Here is a 14,126-nt window from a genome sequence, read left to right on the forward strand (position 1 = left end):
TTCCCCAGTGAGATGACCGTACCCCATCCCGGGTGCAAAGTCACGAGCCGCAGCGCAGCTCGTCGCGTGTCGCCTCGGCGGGCGAGACGGTCGGGGTCTGGCTGACCGAGGTCAGTCGCTCGCCCGCGCCACCGTCGCGGAACTCCGCCACGACCGTCGCGGACTCCCCGGGCGCGAGCACCACCTCGTGCTGCACCACCGGTCTCGTGCCCAGGAGCGCGGTCTGCACGGGTTCCTCGGCGCCATCGCGCTGCGATCCAGCGAACACCGACTGCTCGGGTCCGTAGATCGCGATGAGGGTGCGCACCGACCCGGGGTCTACGCCGTACTGCCCGCCTCCGGTCACATACGCCGGCAGGGAGGTGGCCGCGTCCGGCGGCGCATCGTTCGACCACGTCACCCGCACCTGGGTGGTGGGGATGCCGGCGCAGACGCCGGTCGCGACCCCCACCTTCGCGCGGGCGTAGTAGTCCATCTTGCCGCCGGTCGTGTCGTTGAGGAGCACGCCAACGGTCGCCTCGTCCTCGGCATCCGTCGGAAGAGTTGCGCTCAGCGACGACGCCGCGAGCACGGACTGCTCGTCTTCGTGCGCGCTCCAGATCCGGATGCGCTGTTCGTCGGCTGCCGCGCCGAGGGAGGCGAGCAGCGCCTGCGGCTCGGCCGCCGTGAGAGCGGCGCCGAGGAGGGCGCCGGCCGCCTGCGCGAACACCTCGTCCTGCGCGGCAGGATCCGGCACGGCGGCGTAGATCTGGGAGAGCAGCACGTCGACGACCGTCGCGGACGAGACGGTGAACGGCCCGAAGGTCACATCGCCGGACGCCTCCAGCAGATGGGCTGCGACGACGGCGTCGACGGCCACGACCCCGTCGACCGTGCCGCCGAACACCCCCTGCCAACGGGCGGCGATCGCCGGGCCCGCCTCGGCGAAGTCCGGAATGCTCGTGAGGTTCTGCAGGTAGCGACCCGGGCCGTCCTCGAAGAGGGCTACCGTCGATTCGCTCAACGGCAACGGAGCGTCGAGGGGCGGGAAGTCGCGCGTCGACGCCTGCTGGACGAGGGAGATCTGCCCGTTCTCGGCGTGGATGAGGGCGATCGACCCGATGATGCCGCCCGAGGAGCGCAGCTCCGCGTTGTTCTGCATCGCCACGACGTAGTTCCGCGGCCCTTCACCGCCCAGCATCGAGGGCAGCAGCAGGGCGGCTCCGTGCAGGCCTCCGACCACGGTCGCCGCCTCGGTGACGGCGCCGCGCATCTCGCGCACCGCGTCGGCGAGCGGGGGGAGCGTCGCGTCGGCGTCGATGCGGCGCGCTCGATCCGCGGCGTCCGCGAGCACCTCGGCCGCCTCGGCGAGCGACGGCTCGATCGCGGCGAAGGGTGCGAGGTCGACCGCGCCGCCACTGAGTCCGAGGCGCGCGAGGTCGAGGTCCGCGGCGGCGTCGAGAACCGGCGAGAGGGCATCGGCGGCCACATCGTCGGTGATCGCGGCGACCTCGCTCACGGCGCGGAAGTTGGGGCCCAGCCAGGGGACGTAGCCGAACGCCGTCCACACCGGATCCGAGGTGAGGTCGTGAGCGGAGGCGGCATGGCGGGCGATGCTCGCCGCCAGGCGATCCGCCTCGTCGACATCGCGGGCGGCGATCGCGGTCTTCAACTCGCCGGCCCGCTCGCGCACGGTCTGCAGCGCATCGACGGCTCCGATACCGCGGACCGCGACCCACCCGACCGCCAGGAGCAGGCAGGTCAGCAGAAGACCGACGGCCCATCCCACCCACCGTCGTCGTCGTCGCGGAAGGCGGCCGTCGCTCACGATGGCATTCAAGCACGAACGGCCCCTGCGAGGGGCGGATCTGGGGAATTGCTGACAGTCGTCCGCGCCGCGCTCGCCGGTGACGGGCGGGCGGGGCGCACGGGCTTAACCTGAGTGCCATGAGTGCTCGCCTTCGCGTCGTCCTGGATCAGGTCGTACAGGTCGTCGATCCCGACCAGGCGGCCGCCGCTCTCGACCTCGCGCACGGATTGGTCGCCACGGCTCCATCGGGGTGCAGCGTCGAAGCCATCGTGCCGGCCGGCGGCGATCCGTCGGTCGACGGCCTGGCCGCCACGCGCACGCTCGGTCTGGCCCGTCGGGAGCTCGCCGCGTCGTGGCAGCTCGGCATCGCTCCCGGGGTGGGTGGGGGGATGATCCACGCCCCGTCGCTCCTCGCGCCCCTCGTCCGTCACGATCGCCTGCACGACCACGACCAGACGACCGTGAGCCTGTGGTGTCTCGACGCCTGGGAGGCTCCCGAGACGATGTCGAAGACGAGCGTTGCCTGGCACCGCGCGATGCTGAAGCGAGCGGTCAAGCACGCCGACGCCGTGGTCGTGCCGACGCACGCGATCGCGCGGCGCCTGGCCGAGCTGTCGAAGCTCGGGGACCGCATCCAGGTCATCGCGGGAGCTGCGCCGTCCGGCTTCGCCGTCCCGACCGACGCTGTCGAGAGGCGTGCGGCGCTGTCCGTGCCTGACCGGTACATCGTCGTCACGGGAACCGGCGATGCGCTCGCCGACGGCTTCCGCGGTGCCGCGGCGAGTGACGCTCACGCTGTGGTGCTCGATGCGGCCGAGGGTGTCGAGCCGGCGATCGCCGACATCGCGGCCGCCGCCGGGCTGCCCGAGCAGCGTGCCCATGTGCGCGGACGACTCGACGATGCGGACCGTGCGGCAATCCTCGCCGGTGCCGCGGCGTACGTCGCGACCAGCCCGCTCGCATCCTGGCCCTGGCGCGCGCTGGAGGCCATGACCCTCGGCGTCCCGGTGGTCGCCGTCGACAGCGGTGCGCACCACGACGTGATCGCCGATGGGGGCATGCTCGTCTCCGCGACCGACCTCGCCGAGGCCGTCGCCGAGGCATGCGAGGGGTCTGCGCGGCGCCTGTCGGTGCTCGCTCGCGACCGCTCGCGGGCGTTCTCCTGGGCGGGGTCCGCCGAGCGGATCTGGGCGCTCCACGCTGAATTGTGATGCGATCGTTGCATGAGCCGTCGCGGACGGGTGTGTTCGCTCACCGCTGACTGGGAATCTCCGCAAGAATGTCTGTATGTCTGGACACCCCCCACGTCCTCTCCGTACCAGCGTTCCCCACCGCTGGGTCACGGTCCTCGTCGCCGTCGCAGCCCTCGTCGTCGGCATCCTCGTGCCGTCGACCGCTGCCGTCGCCGCTCCCGCCGTCACGACGGCCGCCCGGAGCGCTGTCGACCCGGCGACCGGCATCGCGAAGATGACCCTGGACGGGTTCACCCCGGGCAACATCATCAGCGACGCCGTGTTCACCAACAAGAACACGATGTCCGAGGCGCAGATCCAGGCGTTCTTCGAGAGCAAGGTCGCGCGGTGCCAGGGAGGCACCGATGAGGACGGCAAACCTATCGTGTGCCTCAAGGACTTCCGCATCACCTCGGTGACCCGCCCCGCCGACGCGTACTGCAGCGGCTACTCGGGCGCGGCGAACGAGTCGGCAGCGCGCATCATCTACCGCGTCGCTCAGGCCTGCAACATCAACCCGCAGGTGCTCATCGTCATGCTCCAGAAGGAGCAGGGTCTCATCACGCACACCTGGCCGAGCGCCTGGCGGTACAACATCGCCCTGGGCCAGGGGTGCCCGGACACCGCACCCTGCGACCCGAACTACATCGGCTTCTTCCACCAGATCTATGGCGCCGCGCGCCAGATGCAGATCTACATGGAGGGCCGCTGGTTCCAGTGGTACGCCCCGGGCAGGACCTGGAACATCCAGTACAACCCGAACGCCAACTGCGGCAGCTCGCCGGTCTACGTCGCCAATAAGGCGACCTCGGCGCTCTACTACTACACGCCGTACCAGCCCAACGCCGCCGCGCTCCGCGCCGGCTACGGCACGGGAGACGGATGCTCCGCCTACGGCAACCGCAACTTCTACAACTACTTCACCGACTGGTTCGGTTCGACGCAGGGTCCCAAGGAGGACCCGATCGGGGTCGTCGAATCCATCGAGTCCCTTCCCGGTGAGTTCCGTGTCCGCGGGTGGGCCCTGGATCCCAACGTGAGCGACAGCATCGCTGTGCACGTCTACGCAGGGGCGTCGGGGTACGCGTTCACCGCGAACGGGGACCGTCCCGATGTCGGCGCCGCGTACCCGGGTAAGGGTAACGCGCACGGGTTCGACGTGCGCATCCCGGCGACGGAGGCGGGAGCCCTGCGGCTTTGCGTCTACGGCATCAATATCGGCGCCGGTGCGAACTCGACGCTGCGGTGCGAGGAGACCGCGGGGCGAACCGGCCCGCCGGTCGGCTTCCTGGAGAGTGCGGTGGGCGTCGACGGCGCGGTCGAAGTCGCCGGATGGGCGCTCGACCCCGACTCGGCCAGCTCCATCGCCGTCCACGTCTACGTTGGTTCATCGGCGACAGCGTTGGTCGCAAGCCGTTCGCGGACCGACGTGCGGGTGCAGTATCCCCTCTACGGGGACGCGCATGGCTTCGGTGCCCGGATCACGGCCCCGGCGGGCGTGCAACAGGTCTGTGCATACGGCATCAATGTGGGCAACGGGGCGAACGCGTTGCTCGGCTGCACGACGGTGACCGTTCCCCCGGCGCGCGATCCGGGGCGTGCCCCAGTCGGGCACGTCGAAGGCATGGTCGCTGGGCCAGGCGGTGCGACGGTGTCCGGCTGGGCATACGACCCTGACACGACCGACCCGATCGACGTTCGCATCACCGTCGACGGAGCGTCGAAGACCTATCGCGCCGACAAGGATCGACCGGACTTCGGCGCCGCGTACCCGTCCATGGGTTCCCGCCACGGCTTCAACGAGTTCATCTCGATGAGCGTGGGGTCCCACCAGGTCTGCGTCTATGCACTCAACAATGGCGCAGGGGACAGCCCTCTGATTGTCTGCTCCACCGTCAAGGTCACGGCCCCCGTCGACCAGGGGCGCCCGCCTGTCGGCTTCGTTGAGAGCATCGTTCCGGGCCCCGGCGGTGCAACGGTCAAGGGGTGGGCGTTCGACCCCGACACGACGGATCCCATCCAGGTGCATGTCTACGTCGACGGAGTCGGTAAGGGTATCCCGGCGAACGGCAGCCGTCCGGACATCGTCGCGGCGTACCCGGGAGCAGGCCCCAACAGCGGCTTCGACGCGTTCATCTCGATGTCTGTCGGAACCCATCAGGTCTGCGTATATGCCATCAACAACGGGGCGGGCGGTAACCCGACCCTCACGTGCGCGAGCGTGAAGGTGACGGCCCCCGCCGATCTCGGTCGTGCGCCCGTCGGGTTCGTCGAGAGCATCACACCGGGTAACGGCGGAGCGACAGTCTCGGGCTGGGCTTTCGATCTCGACACTGTCGATCCGATCCAGGTGCACATCTACGTGGATGGTGCAGGCAAGGGCTTCACCGCCGACCGTTCCCGCCCTGACGTCGCAGCGGCCTACCCGGGGGCGGGGAGCCGAAGCGGATTCAGCGAGTTCCTCGCCATGTCGGCGGGCACCCACCGCGTCTGCGTGTACGCGATCAACAACGGCGCGGGCGGCAACCCCCTGATCGCATGCGCGTCAGTGACGGTGGCAGCCTCGACCCCGTCCGACCAGGGGCGCGTACCGAAGGGCTTCTTGGAGAGTGCAGTTCCTGGAGCCGGCGGCGCCACGTTGACGGGGTGGGCCTTCGACCCTGACACGGTCGACTCGATTCAGGTGCACGCATACGTCAACGGCGTGGGGACCAGTTTCCTCGCGGACGGAGAACGTCCGGACGTTGGCGCGGCGTACCCCGGCGTCGGATCCAAGCACGGCTTCAGCTCGTTCGTCCCGATGCCCTCGGGATCGAACCAGGTGTGCCTCTACGCGATCAACAACGGTGCGGGAGGCAACCCGCTGATCCTCTGCACCACTGTGCGTGTCCCCTAGAGACATGAAGAAGGCGCCGCGTGGATTGCTCCACGCGGCGCCTTCTTCGTTGTCACAGGTACAGTGCCAACGATTCGAGCATGGGGGCCGGGACGAAGCCCGTGGCTTCGATCTTCTGGAGGCTCAGCACGCTGTTCTCGGGTCGCGGGGCCACCGGACCGGTCGCCGAGGCGAAATAGTCGCTGGTGCTGACGCCCGTGACGCGTGAACGGTCGTGTCCGGTCGCTGCGAAGACCTCGGCTGCGAGGGCGGCCCAGGTCATCGGCTCGCCGGCGCCCGTGACGTTGTAGATACCGAACGGGCTGCGCGTCTCGAGCAGGTGACGGATCGCGGCGGCGATGTCGGTCGTGAACGTCAGTCGTCCGGTCTGGTCGTCGACCACCTTCGGGTCCACGCCGCGCTCCGCGAGAGAGGCCATCGTCCGCACGAAGTTCTTTCCCTCGCCGATCACCCAGGATGTGCGGATGATGTAGTGCTGGGGCACGGTCGACACGATCGCGTCGCCCGCTGCCTTGGTCTGGCCGTAGACGCCCAGCGGACGCACCTGGTCGTCCTCGGAATACTCACCCTGCTTCGTTCCATCGAACACGTAGTCGCTGGAGACGTGCACGAGCGTGATGCCGTTCGCCGTGGCGATGCGTGCGAGCGCAGCCGCGCCCGTGACGTTCGCCGCCCAGGCGTGCTCCCGCCCTTCCGGAGTCTCGGCCAGGTCGACCGCCGTGTACGCGGCGGCGTTGATGATGGTTCCGTAATCCCGCCAGCGCCGCGCGCCGACGAAGTCAGGGTCTGCGAGATCGATGTCGTCGCGGGTGGCGTACTCGAACGCCTGCCCGTCGCCGTATGCATCGCGCAGCGCGCGACCGAGCTGTCCGTTGGCACCGATCACGAGTGTCTTCTTCGGCGGGATCGGCGTCACGTCGGCGAGACGGGGGTGCGCCAGGTCCTTCGCGGAGATCTCGACCTCGCTCAACGGGATCGGCCAGTCGATCGCGGTCGTCTCGTCGGCGAGGTTCAGGAACGAGTACTCCGCGTCGGGTGACCAGTGGTCGTTGACGAGATACGTGTAGGCCGTATCGGGCTCGAGGGTCTGATAGGAGTTCCCGACCCCGCGGGGGACGAAGATCGCCCGCGAGGGATCGAGCTCGGCCGTGAAGACCGCGCCGAAGGACGGGCCTTCCCGCAGATCGACCCACGCGCCGAAGATCCGTCCCGTCGCGACCGACACCCACTTGTCCCAGGGCTCCGCATGGATGCCGCGCGTCGTGCCGACCGCATCGTTGAACGACACGTTGTTCTGTACGGGCCCGAAGTCGGGGAGGCCGGCGGCCACCATCTTCTCGCGCTGCCAGTTCTCCTTGAACCAGCCCCGCGAATCGCCGTGCACGGGCAGTTCGGCGATGAGCAACCCGGGGATCGTGGTCTCGGTCATCGCGAGCGACTTGCCGAACTCGGTCATCACTGGCCCTTCGAGGCGTAGAAGGACTCTGTCGCATCCTTCGACGGTGCCCACCACGCCTCGTTGTCGCGATACCAGTCGATGGTCGAGGCGAGCCCCGACTCGAAGTCTCCGAACTTCGGCGTCCAGCCGAGTTCCGTGCGGAGCTTGGTGGAATCGATCGCGTACCGGAGGTCGTGCCCTGCCCGGTCGGTGACGTGGTCGTATGCGTCGGCCGCCTGCCCCATCTGCGTCAGAATCAGCTCGACCACCGACTTGTTGTCCTTCTCGCCGTCGGCACCGATCAGGTACGTCTCGCCGATCGCGCCCTTCTCGAGGATGGTGAGCACTGCGGACGAGTGGTCGTCGGCATGGATCCAGTCGCGCACGTTCTGACCGGCGCCGTAGAGCTTCGGACGGATGCCGCGGAGCACGTTGGTGATCTGCCGCGGGATGAACTTCTCGACGTGCTGATAGGGGCCGTAGTTGTTCGAGCAGTTTGAAATGGTCGCCTGCACGCCGAAGGAGCGGACCCAGGCGCGGACGAGGAGGTCGCTGCCGGCTTTGGTCGAGGAGTACGGGGAAGACGGGTTGTACGGGGTGGACTCCGTGAACCGTTCCGGGTCGTCGAGCTCGAGGTCGCCGTAGACCTCGTCGGTCGAGATGTGGTGGAAGCGGCGGTCGTGGCGCCGGGCGGCCTCGAGCAGCGTGTAGGTGCCGATGATGTTCGTATCGAGGAACGGACGCGGGTCGTGGAGCGAGTTGTCGTTGTGCGACTCCGCCGCGTAGTGCACGACGGCGTCCACCTCGGCGAACAGCCCGTCGACCAGCTCCGCGTCGGCGATGTCGCCCTCGACGAACGTCACCCGATCCGCGGGCAGACCGTCGAGCGAGGCGCGGTTGCCCGCGTAGGTCAGCTTGTCGAGCACGGTGACGTGGGCATCGGTGTTGTCGATGACGTGGTGGACGAAATTGGAACCGATGAAGCCGGCGCCGCCGGTGACGAGCAGTCTCTGCATGGCTCTCAGCGTACCGGCTGCCCTTCTCCCACCCCTCGGCGTTTGTCCAGGTGCGCGCGATCAGGGAGACTGGTAGGCATGCGTGGCATCATTCTCGCCGGCGGCACAGGCTCCCGGCTGCACCCGATCACTCTCGGCGTCTCGAAGCAGCTGGTCCCGGTGTACGACAAGCCGATGATCTACTACCCGTTGTCGACGCTGATCCTCGCCGGCATCCGCGACATCCTGATGATCACGACGCCGCACGACGCCGAGTCGTTCCAGCGGCTGCTCGGCGACGGGTCGCGCTTCGGGGTCTCGATCACCTACAAGACCCAGCCTTCTCCCGATGGTCTCGCCCAGGCGTTCATTCTCGGCGAGGACCACATCGGGTCCGACTCCGCCGCCCTCGTGCTCGGCGACAACATCTTCTACGGCCAGGGGATGGGCACGCAGTTGCGTCAGTACACCGACCTCGACGGCGGCGTCGTCTTCGGTTACTGGGTCGATGACGCGACCGCCTACGGCGTCGTCGAGTTCGACCAGGCCGGCAAGGTCGTCTCCCTCGAGGAGAAGCCCGCCCAGCCCAAGAGCAACTACGCCGTCCCCGGTCTCTACTTCTACGACAACGACGTCATCGAGATCGCCAAGGCCCTCAAGCCGTCGCCGCGCGGCGAGCTGGAGATCACCGACGTCAATCGCGAGTACCTCGACCGCGGCAAGCTCAAGGTGCAGCTGCTGACTCGAGGAACCGCCTGGCTCGACACCGGAACGTTCGATTCGCTCGCCGAGGCGACCGACTTCATCCGCACCGTCGAGAAGCGCCAGGGCCTGTCCATCGGGTGCCCGGAAGAGGTGGCCTGGCGCATGGGGTTCCTCTCCGACGACGAGCTCCGCGCGCTCGCCGAGCCTCTGCGGAAGAGCGGGTACGGGGAGTACCTGCTCAAGGCGCTCCAGCACGGGAGGCGCTGAGTGGCGAATAGCGGCGTTCTATCGGCGCCTCGCCGGGTTGTGATTTTTGCGCTCACCGGAGATTCGCCCGCGATGGAGGATACGGCCATCTCGGCGATAACGGCCCTCGCCGGCCACGCCACGCGGGTAGTCGTGACCGTGCCGACCGGGGTGACGGCCGACGTCGAAGCGCACCTCGCGAACGTCGAGGCGCAGGTCGTTCCGGTGCACACCGATCGCTTCTCGCCGGAGAACTACCGGATCGCCCTGGAGGCGGTTGCCCCGCAGCACCGCGAAATCGACGAGATCGTGCTCACCGGCGACGGCTGGTTCGGCCCTCTCCCCACTTTCGACGCCATGCTCGAACGCATGGACTCCGTTCCGGGTGACGGGTGGCAGGCGGCGGAGATCGTGGGGGAGCTGGACCAGTCCTTCGATGATCAGGAGCATCCGCTACGTCCGATGCCATGGGCGTGGTTCGTCGCGCGACGGTCTCTCTTCGAGAGCGCGGCATGGCGATCGTTCTGGGATGCACAGCCCCACCTGCCGCGTCCAGCGGAGCACGAGCGGCTGATCGCTCGACGGTTGGTCGCTGCAGGGCAGCGGATCGAGTTCGCGTTCCCCGCATCGCGCTATCCCGTCCCGAACGCACCGGCGCACGTCGGAGACCTCCTGATCCAGGACGGGTACCCCTTCGTCGACCGCGGCGTCTTCGGCTGGTATCCCCCCTATCTGGATCGGCACGGCGTTATCGGACGAGACCTTCTCGACGTCGCCGAGGAAGCCGGACTCGACCGCGACGCTGCACTGGCGTCGCTGGCGCGCAGCGTGCCCCCGCGGACGCTGAATGCCAACGCCGGTCTGCTCGAGATCCTGCCCACGCGCAGCACACGAGGTGACACCGACGTCGAGGCACTTCGCGTCGCCGCCGTGGTCTATGCCCGCGACCTCCCCGCATTCGAACAGCTCTGCGACAAGCTCATGAATCTTCCCGCAGGTTTCGATCTGATCATCACCACCACCGACGGTCGCAAGGCTGCGCGGATCGAGCGCTTCGTGGAGTCCCGCCGCCTTGGACACGGCAAGTTGGACGTGCGGGTCACCCCCTCTCGGAGGGGACGCGACATCGCCGACTTCTTCGCGGGTTGCCACGACCTCCTCCTGGAGCGGGAATACGATCTCCTCGTCAAGGTGCACGCCCGCAAGCATCCGAACAAGACGCTCAACGTGGTGCGATACTTCACGCGTTACCAGACGGAGAATCTTCTCGGCACGCCCGAGTACGTTCGCAATGTGCTCTCGGAATTCGTCCGCAAGCCGCATCTCGGTGTCGTGTTCCCGCCCACCATGCACATCGGGTATTCGATCCTCGGGTCGGGGTGGGCCGGTAAGCGCAACGCGGCGGCCGCCTCGCGCTACGCGCGGGCCATCGGGGTGAACGTCCCCCTCGAGAAGGTCTCGCCTCTCGCTCCTTATGGCGGGATGTGGATCTGCCGCCCCGAGGCCATGGCTCCGATCGCCCAGGACCGTCCGTCGTATCGCGACTTCGGGTCGAGCGGATCCGTCAAGGGTCTCGGTCGCCTGCAGGAGCGGTTGATCGCCCACACTGCCGCGGCCGCCGGCTACTACACGCAGACCGTTCTGACGCCGGAGCATGCGGCGATCAGCCACACGGCCCTGGATTTCAAGGTCGACCAGTTGTTCTCGACGACCAGCGGATATCCCGTCGAGGCGATCACCCTGGTTCAGAGTGCCGGTCGGATGAGCGGTCGGGGGATTTTCGGTCTGTCCCGGATGTACCTCACTCGAAACCACCCGGTTCTCGCCGCCATCGTCGACCCGGCGTACCGCGGTGCGCGTGTCGCCATCCATGTCTCCAAGCTCGCGCGTCAGGCTCTTGGCGCCGCGCGCGAAAGAGTTCGTGAGTACAGGGGGAGATCCTGATGAGAACTGCTGAACTCACGACGTTCCCGACGCGGGCGGCTGCGCGCTTCCCCGAGGGCGGTCGTCGCCTTCTGATCTACGTCGTGTACGACCGCCGCGGGGAGGTCGAGGACTACATCCCGTATGCATTGACTGCGCTGCGGGAGTTCTGCGACCAGATTCTCGTCGTTTCCAACGGTCCTCTCACGCCGACGGGCCGTACCGCGCTCGAGGCGGTTGCCGACGAGGTTCTCGAGCGGGAGAACATCGGGTTCGACATCTGGGGGTATAAGCACGGTCTCGACCACGTCGGCGCCGCGGTCGCGGAATTCGACGAGGTCATTCTCGCGAACGACACCTGGTTCGGACCCGTCCGACCGTTCGGCCCGGTCTTCGAGCGTATGGATCGCCAGGAGCTGCACTTCTGGGGGATGACCGACCACATGCGGGTCGAGCCCAACCCGTTCACGCAGACGGGCTACCTGGCGTACCACCTGCAGTCGTACTGGTTGGTGGCACGAAAAGAACTCGTAGCCAGTACGGAGTGGATCGATTACTGGGCGCAGTTGCCGGTCATGAACAGCTACTCCGATGCCGTCACGAAGCACGAAGCGGTCTTCACCGAACGGTTCACCTCCTTCGGGTTCGTCGGCGAGGTCGCGTTCCCGACGATCACAGACAAGATCGAGAACCATGCCGTGCTCTACGCGGAGCACCTGCTCGATGCCGGATGCCCGACGTTGAAGCGGCGGCCGTTCTTCCAGTGGCCGCCCTACCTCGATCGACTTGCGGTCATCGGGCGTTGGACGCTGGAGGCAGCGGCGCGCTACGGGTACCCGATGCGGATCCTGATGCAGGATCTCGCCCGCAACGTAGAACCGCGGACCCTGAATGCAGACGCGGCGCTGCTCGACGTCATCTCCGAAACGGACAGGTCCTACGACCCGAGCGACCCGCTTCGCACGCTGGCCATCGCCCATATCTACTACCCCGAGCTCGCGACGAGCATGCTCGACGGACTCGAGCGCCTCCCGGGCTCTTTCGACCTCACCATCACGACGGCCGATCAGGAGCGAGCAGACGCCATCCGCACGGTGCTGGCGGGCAGGGAGAAGCGGGGCGCCGTGGACGTGCGTGTGGTTGCCTCGAACCATGGTCGTGATCAGAGCGCCTTTCTCATCGCATGCCGCGATGAACTGCTTCACGGAAACTACGACCTCGTCGTTAAGGTCCACTCGAAGAAGACGCCGCAGGACGCGTTCAACCCGGGTCGGCTCTTTGCGCGGCAGCAACTCGACAACCTGTTGCACAGCGAGGGCCACGTAGCCAACATCGTCGCGTTGTTCCAGAAAGAGCCCGGTCTGGGGCTGGCCTACCCGCCGATGGTGCACATCGGCTACGGAACGATGGGGCACGCCTGGTGGGACAACCGCGCTCGGTTCATCGAGGTCGCCGCCGAACTGGGCATCCGTGTACCGGTCGATGAGCTCTCACCCCTCGCGCCCTTCGGCTCGATGTACTTCGCTCGACCTCAGGCGCTTCGACTTCTGGTCGACGCGGAATGGGACTACGACGACTTCGGCGGTGCCGACCAGTACAAGGACGGCGGCCTTGCTCATGTGCTGGAGCGGATGCCGTCGTACGCCGCGGGAGAGCTCGGGTTCCACACCCGCACGATCGCGACACCGGACTACCTGGCCCGCAGTCACACGGCGCTGGAATACAATCTCGATCAGATGTCCAGCACGATGATGGACACGACGATGCAGCAGATCGAACGAATGCGTGCCGCTGGGGACTTCGGTGATGGCGGACTCGAGGCTTTCGCGTACATGTACGCGCGCATGAACCGACCCGAACTCGAGCCTCGACTTCGAGCGGTGTTCGCGCGGATCGCCCCCTGGCGTCGGCGGTTGGGTCGCCTGACGCCCGCGAGGGTGCTGCGGAGGATCCAGCGGGGCTACAAGGGAGCAAGGACGTAATGACAGAAGCATCTGCTTCGGCAGCGAGCGAGAGATTCTCTCGTCTCTCTTCGCTCCCCATGCGGAGCATCGGCGCGGTGGGGAGGGGCGCGACCGCGGGGTTCCTCGGGCCGTTGCGGGAACTCGTCGACCATCGGGAGATGCTCTCGCTGTTGGTCAAGCGCGATCTGAAGGCGCGATACAAGGACTCCGCTCTCGGCTTCCTGTGGGTGCTCGCGCGGCCGCTGATGCAGCTGGGCATTTACTTCGTCGTGCTCGGGCACTTCCTCGGCGCGGCGCGTGGTATCCCGGACTTCGCGATCTACGTCTTCGCCGGATTGACGGCGATGGGACTGTTCCAGGAGATTCTCGTCGGGGGCACCGGTTCGATCCTCGCGAATGCGGGTCTGGTCAAGAAGGTGTACGTTCCTCGCGAGGTCTTTCCTCTCGCGAGCACGGGGGCGGCGCTCTTCAACTTCGGCGTTCAGCTGGTAGTTCTGCTCGCGGCCACCATCGCCATCGGGAAACCCCCGATCCATTTCGGCGCGATCTACTTCCTCCCGGCCCTCGCCATCATCGTCGTTTACGGGTTGGCTCTGGCGCTCCTCTGCGGGGCGATCAATGTCTACCTGCGCGACACTCAGTATTTGATCGACGTCATCACGATGCTCCTGTTCTGGGCATCGCCGGTGGTCTACGCCTGGCAGATGGTGAAGCAGCTGGTCAACACCCCTTGGGTGATCGAGCTGTATACCAACAATCCGCTCACGCTCGCCGTCCTGGGTTTCCAGCGCACCTTCTGGCTCGCCGGGGACGCCGTCGAATGGCCCGGAGGTCTGATGGTGCGGATGCTCATCGCGCTCCTCATCGGTGTCGTCCTCCTCTTCGTGAGCCACCGAGTCTTCCTGCGTCTGCAGGGCAATTTCGCGCAGGAGCTGTGA

Annotated in this window: 9 protein-coding genes; 6 read left to right on the top strand and 3 right to left on the bottom strand. The window is 67.3% G+C overall.

Features of this window, described 5'->3' with window-relative positions; all coding sequences use genetic code 11:
* Positions 1–40: 40 nt before the first annotated feature.
* Positions 41–1,807 (bottom strand): DUF4012 domain-containing protein, encoded by a 1,767-nt coding sequence (locus tag RWS82_RS02375; RefSeq protein ID WP_314646482.1) that lies wholly within the window; start codon positions 1,805–1,807, stop codon positions 41–43.
* A 119-nt stretch (positions 1,808–1,926) separates the two neighbouring features.
* Between RWS82_RS02375 and RWS82_RS02380 the strand changes: the two genes are divergently transcribed.
* Both RWS82_RS02380 and RWS82_RS02385 read left to right on the top strand, forming a co-directional pair.
* Positions 1,927–3,000: a glycosyltransferase gene (locus tag RWS82_RS02380; RefSeq protein WP_314646483.1), complete on the top strand. Its 1,074-nt coding sequence runs from the start codon at positions 1,927–1,929 to the stop codon at positions 2,998–3,000.
* 76 nt (positions 3,001–3,076) lie between these two features.
* Positions 3,077–5,917, top strand: coding sequence for a hypothetical protein (locus RWS82_RS02385; RefSeq protein WP_314646486.1), 2,841 nt, complete (start codon positions 3,077–3,079; stop codon positions 5,915–5,917).
* A gap of 52 nt (positions 5,918–5,969) precedes the next feature.
* Here RWS82_RS02385 and RWS82_RS02390 read toward each other — a convergent pair whose 3' ends face one another.
* Positions 5,970–7,373 carry a bifunctional dTDP-4-dehydrorhamnose 3,5-epimerase family protein/NAD(P)-dependent oxidoreductase gene (locus RWS82_RS02390; protein ID WP_314646488.1) on the bottom strand — a complete coding sequence of 468 codons (1,404 nt, stop codon included), beginning with the start codon at positions 7,371–7,373 and terminating at the stop codon, positions 5,970–5,972.
* Entirely contained in the window at positions 7,373–8,371 is a 999-nt protein-coding gene (gene rfbB / locus RWS82_RS02395) for a dTDP-glucose 4,6-dehydratase (RefSeq protein ID WP_314646490.1), read from the bottom strand. The genes RWS82_RS02390 and rfbB overlap by 1 nt, the downstream gene beginning before the upstream one ends.
* A 78-nt stretch (positions 8,372–8,449) precedes the next feature.
* Here rfbB and rfbA point away from each other — a divergent pair, with 78 nt between their 5' ends.
* The 4 genes from rfbA (at position 8,450) to RWS82_RS02415 (ending at position 14,126) form a co-directional block, all read left to right on the top strand.
* Positions 8,450–9,322: a glucose-1-phosphate thymidylyltransferase RfbA gene (gene rfbA / locus RWS82_RS02400; RefSeq protein ID WP_314646492.1), complete on the top strand. Its 873-nt coding sequence runs from the start codon at positions 8,450–8,452 to the stop codon at positions 9,320–9,322.
* 72 nt (positions 9,323–9,394) lie between these two features.
* A complete protein-coding gene (locus RWS82_RS02405; RefSeq protein WP_314646494.1) occupies positions 9,395–11,245 on the top strand; it encodes a rhamnan synthesis F family protein in 1,851 nt (616 codons plus the stop codon).
* A complete protein-coding gene (locus RWS82_RS02410) occupies positions 11,245–13,206 on the top strand; it encodes a rhamnan synthesis F family protein (protein ID WP_314646497.1) in 1,962 nt (653 codons plus the stop codon). The genes RWS82_RS02405 and RWS82_RS02410 overlap by 1 nt, the downstream gene beginning before the upstream one ends.
* Before the next feature lie 140 nt (positions 13,207–13,346).
* A complete protein-coding gene (locus RWS82_RS02415; protein ID WP_314646499.1) occupies positions 13,347–14,126 on the top strand; it encodes an ABC transporter permease in 780 nt (259 codons plus the stop codon).

This window comes from uncultured Microbacterium sp., assembly GCF_963528945.1.
Classification (GTDB): domain Bacteria; phylum Actinomycetota; class Actinomycetes; order Actinomycetales; family Microbacteriaceae; genus Microbacterium.